9 protein-coding genes are annotated in these 9,862 nt (G+C 70.2%); 2 read left to right on the top strand and 7 right to left on the bottom strand.

The window, feature by feature from the left end:
• The coding region (locus K8V84_RS23585; protein WP_304078755.1) for a glycosyltransferase at window positions 1-1,396 on the top strand (1,396 nt) is incomplete at its 5' end.
• 94 nt (window positions 1,397-1,490) lie between these two features.
• On the opposite strand, the gene K8V84_RS23580 is transcribed toward K8V84_RS23585, so the two are convergent.
• From K8V84_RS23580 to K8V84_RS23565, 4 genes are all read right to left on the bottom strand, one after another.
• On the bottom strand, window positions 1,491-1,946 hold the full coding sequence (locus tag K8V84_RS23580; protein ID WP_304078754.1) for a MaoC family dehydratase: 456 nt from the start codon (window positions 1,944-1,946) through the stop codon (window positions 1,491-1,493).
• Window positions 1,947-2,056: 110 nt separating this feature from the next.
• The gene (locus K8V84_RS23575; RefSeq protein WP_304078753.1) at window positions 2,057-3,178 is read right to left on the bottom strand and encodes an enolase C-terminal domain-like protein; all 1,122 of its coding nucleotides are present in this window, start codon (window positions 3,176-3,178) and stop codon (window positions 2,057-2,059) included.
• A gap of 254 nt (window positions 3,179-3,432) precedes the next feature.
• Entirely contained in the window at window positions 3,433-4,551 is a 1,119-nt protein-coding gene (gene ald, locus K8V84_RS23570; RefSeq protein ID WP_304078756.1) for an alanine dehydrogenase, read from the bottom strand.
• Between the two features lie 137 nt (window positions 4,552-4,688).
• Window positions 4,689-5,945, bottom strand: a complete 1,257-nt coding sequence (locus K8V84_RS23565; protein ID WP_304078752.1) for a dihydroorotase family protein — start codon at window positions 5,943-5,945, stop codon at window positions 4,689-4,691.
• Between the two features lie 330 nt (window positions 5,946-6,275).
• Between K8V84_RS23565 and K8V84_RS23560 the strand changes: the two genes are divergently transcribed.
• Window positions 6,276-8,360 carry a cytochrome c oxidase assembly protein gene (locus tag K8V84_RS23560; RefSeq protein ID WP_304078750.1) on the top strand — a complete coding sequence of 695 codons (2,085 nt, stop codon included), beginning with the start codon at window positions 6,276-6,278 and terminating at the stop codon, window positions 8,358-8,360.
• 76 nt (window positions 8,361-8,436) lie between these two features.
• Here the strand turns inward: K8V84_RS23560 and K8V84_RS23555 are convergent, their stop codons facing one another.
• From K8V84_RS23555 to K8V84_RS23545, 3 genes are all read right to left on the bottom strand, one after another.
• Entirely contained in the window at window positions 8,437-8,964 is a 528-nt protein-coding gene (locus K8V84_RS23555) for a DUF3558 family protein (RefSeq protein WP_304078748.1), read from the bottom strand.
• A gap of 124 nt (window positions 8,965-9,088) precedes the next feature.
• A complete protein-coding gene (locus tag K8V84_RS23550) occupies window positions 9,089-9,517 on the bottom strand; it encodes a hypothetical protein (protein WP_304078746.1) in 429 nt (142 codons plus the stop codon).
• 56 nt (window positions 9,518-9,573) lie between these two features.
• Window positions 9,574-9,862, bottom strand: a 289-nt coding sequence (locus K8V84_RS23545; protein ID WP_304078744.1) for an SbcC/MukB-like Walker B domain-containing protein, incomplete at its 5' end; no start/stop codon positions are given.

The following is a 9,862-nucleotide window of genomic DNA, read 5'->3' as shown; positions in this document are numbered from 1 at the left end:
ACTCACCCCACCGCGGATACGCCCGGAGAACACCAGGATCATCCGCTCGGCCGAAGGCGGGTGGGGGTCGGCGCACGCCGTCAACACCGGCGTCGCCGCCGCGACGGGTCGGGTGATCCTGCGGTTGGACTCGGACATGCTGGTCCACCGCGAACACGTGGAGTCGCAGCTGCGCTGGCACCACCAGGCCGACTACACGGTGGTGCTGGGCCACAAGCTGTTCGTCGACTTCGACCCCGCCGCGATGGTCCCGGAGTACGTGTACGAGGAGGTCGTGGCGGGCCGCGGCGACACGCTCTTCGATCGGGACGGCGCCGACCCGCACTGGGTGGAACGGTTCATCGACCGGACCGACCGCCTGCGTTCGGCGGGACACGAGGGATTCAAGGTCTACGTCGGCGCCACGGGGTCGTTGCACCGCGACCTTTACCTGAGGTCCGGGGGCATGGACCCCGAGATGGTCCTGGGCGGCGACAGCGAGTTCGGGCACCGGCTGGCTCAGCGCGGCGCGGTGTTCGTGCCCGACCTGGACAGCAGCAGTTGGCACCTGGGGCGTTCCCAGATGCAGGAGAAGCGTGACGCGGGCACCCGCTACCGGATGCCGTACGTGTCCAACCGGGTGCCCGACTTCCACCTGCGCCGCAAGCGTCCGGACCGCCAGTGGGAGGTACCGCTGGTGGACGTGGTCCTCGACGTGGCCGAACGCACCCTTGAGGAGGTCGACGAGACCGCCGGGGCGTTGCTGTCCGGTTCCACCCCGGACCTGCGTCTGTGGATGGTGGGGCCGTGGTCGCGGCTGCACAACGACCGTCGCCCGCCGTTGGAGGAGGTGTTCCTCGACCTGCGCCTGGCGCACGAGACCTTCCGGGGGGACCCGCGGGTGCGCTTCGTGGAGTCGCCGCCCGAGACCGACCCGCGAGTTCCGTTCCGGCTGTACCTGGAGGCGGGGCCGCCGCCGACCCCGGACGCCCTGGCCGAACTCGTCACGGCCTGCGACCGCTCCGGGGCCGGATTGCTGTGCTCCCCGATGCCGGGGGCGCTGAGCGCCGGTGACGGCGTGCTGCGGCTGGAGCGGGTGGCCGCCTTCGAGCGGGCTCGTCACCTGGATCCGGAGGCCGAGGGCAAGGACCTGGACCGCCTCGTGGAGGAGGTGTTCGGAATCCACTGGACCCCGGCGACCGGGGTCATCGCGTCCCTGGGGCCGGAGGAGGCCGAACTGGAGGAGAAGGCCTCCACCGGCCCCGAGGACGAGTCGGTGGAGCGGCTGCGGGCCAGGCTGAAGCAGGCCACGGACCGGGGCGACCGGATGCGTCGACGGGCCGAACGCGCCGAACGTAAGCTGCGCTGGTTCACCCCGAGTCTGGTCCACCGAGTCCTGCGCCGCATCGCCCGCTGAAGACCAAGGGTCGGCCCGCGGAGGTGCCGTAGATGCTGAAGGGGCCTGACTCCCAGGTGCCCGAACACCCGAACGCGAGGCGGAGGCCGGGCGGTTACGGGACCCAGAGTCCCAGGGACTCTGCGACCAGGGCGGGGCGCTCCTGGCCCTCGATCTCCACGGTGTGCCGGCTGGAGACGAGGTGACCCTTGGGGGTCTCCTTGACCTCGATGAGTTCCACGGCGTCGCGTACGCGCGAGCCCACGACGACGGGCTGCAGGAAGCGCACCTTGTTGAGCCCGTAGTTGATGGACATCTTGGGCTTCTCGGTGATCCGGAAGATCTGCTGGGAGAAGTGCGCCACGAGCGACAGGGACAGGAAGCCGTGCGCGATGGTGGCGCCGAAGGGGCCTTGGGCGGCGCGGTCGGCGTCGAGGTGGATCCACTGGTGGTCCTCGGTCGCGTCGGCGAACCTGTCGATACGGCTCTGGTCGATGGTGACCCAGTCGGTGACGCCCAAGGACTCGCCTTGGGCGGAGATGACCTCGTTGATGTCGGCGAAAACGCGCACGACGCCTCCACGTTCGGGTTGGGGGTCGGGCCTGCTCGTCGAGGCCCTCTGCGGTGCGCGACACTCTACCTAACGGTGTTCGGTTAAGAGTGTCCGGGGCCGATCGGGCGTCAGGCCGCACCGGGATCGGAAGCCCGTGGGGCGTCCAGCAGCAGCGTCCTGGCGGTGAAGGAACGAAGGGCCGTCGGGTCGAGTTCGTGCCCCAGGCCGCTCGCGGTCAAGGGCACCGGAACCACACCGTCGTGCGCGCGCACCGGTGGCACGACCAGACCGCGCCCGCGCGAGCCCGCACCGGGCATCTCCACCGGCAGGGTCGCCCCGGCCAGTGAGGCCAACGCGACCGTCGCAGCGCGGCCCACCCCGGTCCGCGCCGAGGAACCGCACCACACCGGCCAGCCGGCGTCCACCGCCATGTCCACCGCCCGACGGGCCGCGGTCAACCCGCCCAACCGGGCCGGATCCACGTTGACCGCGCCGCCGGTCTCGGCCCGGATCGCCTCGCCCAGGTCCTCCACCGAGGACAACGAACGGTGCAGGGCCACCGGTGTTCGCAGTTCGGAGGACAGTCGGGTGTGCGCGGCGAGGTCGTCGGGGGAGAAGGGGTCCTCGATGGCCACCAGCCCCAGGGCGTCCAGGGATCGCAGCGCGTCCAGGTCCTCGGGGGACTCGGTGTACCGGCCCCCCGCGTCCACCTGGAGCACCAGGAACGGGAAGCTGGTCTGCACCGCGCGGACCACGTCGGTGTCCCAACCCGGCTGGATCTCCAACCTGATCCGCCGGAAGCCCGCCCCCACCTGACGGTTCACCTCGGTGATCACCGACTCCGACGTCACCTGCCGGGCCAGGGTCACACCCGCGGTGAGCGCGGTGCGCGATCCGGCCAGGGCGTGCGCCAGCGGGGTCGAGCGCTGTCGGCTCCACAGGTCCCAACATGCGGTGTCCAACGCGCCCACCAGTGCGGGATCCCATGGCAGGTCGGCGAAGGCGTCCACGACCTCGGTCGGCCGACGCCAGGAGTGGTCGAGCAGAGCGGGTGCGAAGACCTGAGCCAGCGCGTCCCACTGCTCGGGGGCGGCGCTCGGAACCTCGCCCCAACCGCTCACCTCACCGTCGGACACCCGGACCAGGACGGGGGCCGCGGTGCCGGCGCCTCTCCCGGCCAGAGATGGACGCAGCCGCACCAGTTCGAGTTCGACGATGCGGGTCACGGTCACCGCTCCGGCGTGCGTCACTACAGTCCACCTCTGCTCGGGCCTCGGGCGTCGGGCCCGCCACGGGGAAGGACCCACTTTCGACGGTACCCCCGCCGGACCCGCCCGACCACCCCGTACGGCCCACCCTGTGGACGAAGGTTTCCCTGGTGGTGCGGGCTTTGTGCGGGTCGGGGCCGGTTCGTCCATCTCGGGTCGGGGCCACGTCGGGTGTGTCACCCCGACCACGGGAAGCAGGGGCCGCCCTGGTGGGACGGCCCCCTTCGGAGTCGGAATCAGTGGTCGAGGACCTCGTCGAGCCCACGGTGCTTGAGACCGTGGGCCTCCGCCACCGGGGCGTAGACCACCTCCCCGCCGAAGGTGTTCAGACCGGCCGCCAGCGACGGGTCATCTCGCAGGGCCCGCCTCCACCCCCTGTCGGCGAGCGCCACGACGTAGCGCAGGGTGTCCTTGGTGAGCGCGTGCGTGGAGGTGTTGGGGACCGCGCCCGGCATGTTCGCGACGCAGTAGAACACCGTGTCGTGCACGGTGAACGTGGGGTCGTCGTGCGTGGTGGGGCGCGAGTCCTCGAAGCAGCCCCCCTGGTCGATCGCGATGTCCACCAGGACCGCGCCCGGGCGCATCCGGGCGACCAGCTCGTTGGAGAGCAGCTTCGGTGCCCTGGAACCGGGGACCAGCACCGCGCCGATCACCATGTCGGACTCCAGGGCCGACAGCTCCACCTCGAAGCGGTTGGACGCCACCGTCTTGACCCGCCCCCGGTACAGGGAGTCCAGGTGCCGCAACTTGTCGACGTTCAGGTCCAGCACCGTCACCTCGGCGCCCATCCCCACCGCGACCTGGGTGGCGTTCAGCCCGGACACACCGGCGCCGATCACGGTGACGCGGGCGGGGCGCACTCCCGGGACCCCGCCCATGAGGACCCCGCGACCACCGGCGGAACGTTGCAGGGTCACCGAGCCGACCTGTGTCGCCAGTCGGCCCGCCACCTCCGACATGGGTGCGAGCAGCGGCAGGGAACCGTCGGGCAGCTGGACGGTCTCGTAGGCGATGCCGGTGACCCCGCGCTCGACCAGCGCGTCGGTGCACTCGCGCGAGGCCGCCAGGTGCAGGAAGGTGAAGAGGGTCTGGCCCTCGCGCATGCGGTGGTACTCGGCGGGGACGGGTTCCTTCACCTTGAGGACGAGGTCACCGGCGGCCCACACCTCGTCGGCGGTGTCCAGGACGGTGGCACCGGCCTCCCGGTACTCCTCGTCGGTGATGGAGGAACCCAGACCCGCGTCGTGTTCGACGAAGACCTCGTGACCTCGGCCGGTCAGTTCGTGGACCCCTGCCGGGGTGATGGCGACTCGGTACTCGTGGTTCTTGATCTCGCGGGGCACACCGATGAGCACGGTTCCTCCAACTGGTATCGCCATGGACACCTACCACTGTGAACTGCGAAGGCGCCCCGGCGCTATCGCCAATGTGCATAGCCCTGTAGGGCCATGTTGACAGGGTGTAAGGACTCGGTGTGGCGTGTGACACGGGTCTACGGGTGTGCTTCTCGGCCCCCCACCCACACCCTTGTGACCCTTCCGACGAGCCGCATACCCGCGTAGGGACCCGGGTCGTCCTCGGGCACCAGCGTGGTCGCCTCGTCGTCGAAGGCGACCAGGTCCGCCTCGTATCCGGTCTGGATCCGGCCACGGGCCAGCCCCAGGAGGTCGGCGGGGCCTCGGGCGGTCCAGCGGGCCAGGTGGTTCAGGGTGAGGTTACGTCGACGCGCGGCGGTCCACAGCGCCGACAGGCTCCACGGCAGGGTGTACAACCCGATCGCCGGCAGGTGGCCCGAACCGATGGTGCCCAGCGCCGATCCGGGTTCGAGGAGGGCGCTCCACAGCGCCTTGCGGTTGGCGTCCGAACGCAGGGGCGGACGGCAGCCGTGTACCGGCGAGTCCGGCCCGGGGAACTCCGAGGGCAGGCACAGGTAGTGCGGGCAGGTCTGCGCGCCCAGCTCCACCCCGGCCGCCTCCGCCGCGGACAGCAGCGCCGCGCACTCGGCGGCGGTGAACGGGGCGATGTGGGTGCGCGCGCCCACGACACGGGCGGCGGAGATCACCCGTTCCAGCCCGCGACGTTCGGCCCGGGGCGGACGTTGTTCGGCGCTGACCGGAGGGGTCCCGAGTTCGGCGGCGTCCTCGGCGTGCACGATCAGCAGGGAGTCCAGGGTGGCGATCTCCACCATGGCCTTGCGCAGCCCGGAGTCGCTCAGCGCCGCCATGTCGGGGGCGCCCCCGTCCGACAGGGACGCCTGGAAGGCCACCACCCCACCGGCCTGGAGATCGGCGAGGTCCAGCGGGCCGGTGCCCTGGTTGACCCCGCCCAGGAAGGCGATGGCCACCGGGGACCCGGCGGCGGCGCGTTGGTGGACCTGGAGGGAGTCCGCGCAGGTGATGGCGGGCCGGGCGGGCGCGGGGGAGGCCACCACGCAGGTGACCCCGCCTCGCAGGGCGGCGGAACCGGCCCGGTGGTAGGAGTCGGTCAGTTCCTCGCCGGGGGCGTGCACCCCGGTGCCCAGGTCGACCGCCCCGGGCAACAGGGGCCGATCTCCGAGGTCGACGACCCGAGGACCGTGCCCTTCGGGTCGTTCGGTCCCGGTTCGATCCGATGGTGTGGGCGGGTCGGTGATCGAGCGGTACGGCAGCACCGCCTCGATGCGTCCTTCGCGGACGGCCACGTCCGCCGCTTCGATCCCATCGGGGACCACCACTCGTGTCGAACGGACGACGGTGTCGAAATCGGGCATCGCTCCCCCTTCGTGCGCAGGGCTCAGGTCAGGGTGAGAGGTGTCGGGGAGGGGACGGAGCGGGGACTCGTCGGGGCGTCGAGCGTATCGCGTGGAACCCCTTCGCATGGGGGAAACATCACCAACGGCGGTGGCTTTCACGCACTGGACGGGTCCCCGGAGCGGCCGACCGGGTACCAAGTCCGACACTGTGTAGTAAACGGACTAACCTTGGTCGAGGTGTTCCTCCGTGCACGGCCCCTGCCGACCCCGATCTGAACAGCACAGCGGTGGCCATCACGGCCGAGAGCCCTGACCTGCTGTTGACCGCACTCGAAGACGGAGTGGCACGTGGCTCCTCCCGCACAGAACGACAATTCCCCGATCAAGGTTCACCAGAACGACGACGACCTGCCTCCGGGCACCGGTGTCGTACCGATCTTCGCCATGATCGTCGCCCTGGTCTGCGCCATTTTCCTGGGCTTCACCCTGGTCATCGGCGGTTCGGTCTTCGCCAGGGTCATCCCCGGCCTGCCCGACGCCGGTGAGGCCGTGCGCTGGGGCATGCCGATCGCCAAGGCCTTCATGAACGTCGGGGCCGTCCTGACCATCGGCCTGTTGGTGATGGCGGTCCTGCTGCTGCCCTCCTACAAGGGGCGCCTGTCCGACCAGGCCATCGGCTACGTACGCGCCGCCACCTGGGCCTCCCTGGCCTGGGCCGTGGCCGCCGTGGCGACCCTGTACTTCCAGGCCTCCGAGTTCCTCGCCAAACCCATGGGCCAGGTCTCGATCGACGAGGTGACCGCCTTCGCGGGTTCGGTCTCCGGCGGCATCGCCCTGATGTTCGTCATCTTGATCACGACCGGTATCGCGCTGTTCGGTCGTACCTGCACCGGCGCCACCTCCGGCCTGTGGTTGCTCGTGGCCTCCCTGGTCGCGGTCACCCCGCCGGCCCTGACGGGGCACTCGGCCTCCTCGGGTTCCCACGAGCTCGCGGTCACCGGTCTGGCCCTGCACCTGGTCTCCATCTGCGTGTGGGTCGGCGGCCTGGCCGCGGTCACCTACCACGCGGTACGAACCGACGGCGAGGCGCCGGCCACCGCCGCGCACCGGTTCAGTCGCATGGCGCTGTGGGCCTACGTCGGTGTCGCCATCAGCGGTGCGGCCAGTGCCCTGGCCCGCCTCTACTCCCTGGAACACCTGTTCTTCACCGAGTACGGGCTGTTCATCGTCGCCAAGATCGTGCTGTTCGGCGTCCTCGGCGTGCTCGGCTACGCGCACCGCAAGTGGACGGTGAACCGGATCGTTGGGGCACCGGAGGGCAAGGACGGCCACGCCTTCCGCCGCTGGAACTTCATCCTGCTGTCCGGGGCCGAGGTCATCATCATGGCCGCGGTCATCGGTGTCTCCGTGGGGCTGGGCCGCACCGCGCCGCCCCCTCCGCTGGAGAGCACGGTCGACCCGGCCGCGGCCATCCTGGGCTTCACCATCCCGTCCGCCATGAGCATGCAGAACCTGCTCACCCTGTGGCGTCCCGACCTGTTCTTCATCATGTTCGTGGTCGTCGCCGGTGGCCTGTACCTGGGCGGCGTGTACCGGCTGGTCAAGCGGGGCGACAAGTGGCCGATCGGACGCCTCGTCGCCTTCCTCCTGGGGCTGGTGACCATCGTGCTGGTCCAGCTCACCGGTTTCGCCACCTACGCGATGATCATGTTCTCGGTGCACATGATCCAGCACATGGTGTTGGCCATGGTCACCCCGATCCTGTTGGTGCTGGGCGCGCCGGCCACCCTGGCCCTGCGCGCCCTGAAGCCGGCCGAGCAGCGGGGTGACCGGGGGCCGCGCGAATGGCTCAACGCCTTCCTCAACAGCCGCTACTCGAAGTTCATCACCCACCCGGCGGTGGCCGCGCCGATCTTCGTGCTCAGCCTGTACGTCCTCTACCTGACGCCGCTGTTCGGCATGCTCATGAGCGACCACCTCGGTCACCTGTTCATGGGCGTGCACTTCCTCGTCTCGGGCTTCCTCTTCTACTGGGTGATCATCGGTATCGACCCGGCCCCGCGGAAGGTCCCGTTCCTGCTGCGGTTGCTGTTGCTGCTGGTGGTGATGGGCTTCCACGCCTTCTTCGGCATCGCCATCATGGAGCAGGCCACGCCCATCGCGGCGGAGTACTACGGCCGGTTGGAGATCCCGTGGATGCAGGACCCGATGGCCGACCAGTACAAGGGCGGTGGCATCGCCTGGGCCCTGGGCGAGATTCCCACGCTCCTGGTGATGCTGGCGCTGGTGGTGCAGTGGGCGCGTGACGACGAACGCCAGGAACGTCGTCGGCAGCGGCACAGCAGTCGTGGCGGCTCCGACGACGCCGACATGGACGCCTACAACGAATACCTCGCCGAACTCGACCGCCGTTCCCGCCAACAGCCCAACTGACCCCGAGCCGCGGTCGACCCTTCACGGGCCCCCTTCCCCATCCGTGGAAAGGGGGCCCGACCCTTGCCCTCGGTGATCACAGCTCCGGGGAGGCGGCGATGAGGCTCCGGGCGGTCTCGATCGCCGTCTCACAGGCGTCGTCCGCGCTGACCTGGACGAACAGGCTGTGGGTGTCAGAGGTGGCCAACTCCAGGTTGCAGGAGTCGGAGAAGGCCTCGGTGTAGCCGGGGTAGCCCTCCACCGTCACGTACTCGTAGGCCTGACCGCCCTCGAACGCCGCCGAGAGGATGCGGGGGACCGGCGGATCGTTCTCATCGGCGTCGGGGGCGTGGGTCCGCACCCGCACGTCCACGCTGGAGTCGACCGCGTCGGTGAAGAAGCAGTTCTGGTCCGATTGCGGGCTGCCGCCACCGCCCTCGGCGAGCAGACCCAGGTCGACAGCGGTCTCGTCGGTCAGCAGGTCGCAGGGGTGCCGGGCGCCGGGGTCCAGCGGGGGAACGTCGAACTGATCGATGGAGTCGCGGTCGGCCAGGTCGACCTCGCCACCACAACCGCCGACCAGCACGGCCGCCACGGCCACGGCCGCCCATCCGCACCCGCGCATCCCGCATCCTTCCACGCAACGAAGCCGGGGCTCCCCGATGGGGGAACCCCGGCACGAAGCTACAGAGGGTCGTCGCTCCTGGCGTCCTTGTGGCCGGAAACGGTCACAGGGGTGGACACCGGGTTCAGGAGATGAAAGCCGTCACACCGGTCACCAGGAGTGCCATGGCCAGACAGATCACCAGGCCGCCCACCAGCACCGAGGGGGTGGGTTTGACCCCCGTCAGCCCGGTCCGGCCGCTCACCAAGGCCTGACGACGCGCCACCATCGGCAGCATGGCCGTGTTGACCGCGTACATCACGATCGCCACGACGCTCGCGCCGGCGAACCCCACCCAGAAGCCGGCGCCCGCCGACATCTCGTTCAGGGCGGTCAACGCCGGCAACACCACCCACAGCACGATCGAGGCGACTCCGAAGGCGGTGAGCAGCCGGGGAGAGGACCCCCGGGAGCTCCCCGACACCACGAGCAGCAGGCCGAGCAGGGCCGCCACCAGGATGGCGCCCCCGATTCCGAACACGACGATGTTGACCAGCGAATTCACGATGGTCATTGTCCCACCGCCGGCCGGGTACCCCGACCCGGGGTACCCGGCCGGCGGTGGTCGGGTCAGCCGTGGTGTTCCACGCTCGAACCGGCGGAGCTCTTGCGCACGGTCAACCGCGTGGTCACCCGCCGGCGCAGGTCCGCCACGTGGCTCACCACCCCCACGGCCCGACCACCGTCGCGCAGTCGGTCCAGCACGTCCAGGACCTCTTCCAAGGTGTCCTCGTCCAGGGTGCCGAATCCCTCATCGACGAACAGGGTGTCGATCTCGGCGCCGCCGGCCTCGGCGGTGGCCACGTCGCCCAGCCCCAGTGCCAGCGCCAACGAACTGAAGAAGGTCTCCCCACCCGAC

It is taken from the genome of Nocardiopsis listeri (genome assembly GCF_020741345.1).
Classification (GTDB): Bacteria; Actinomycetota; Actinomycetes; order Streptosporangiales; family Streptosporangiaceae; genus Nocardiopsis; species Nocardiopsis listeri_A.
Note: the sequence above shows the minus strand (reverse complement) of the source record. Positions and strands in the feature narration are given on the sequence as shown.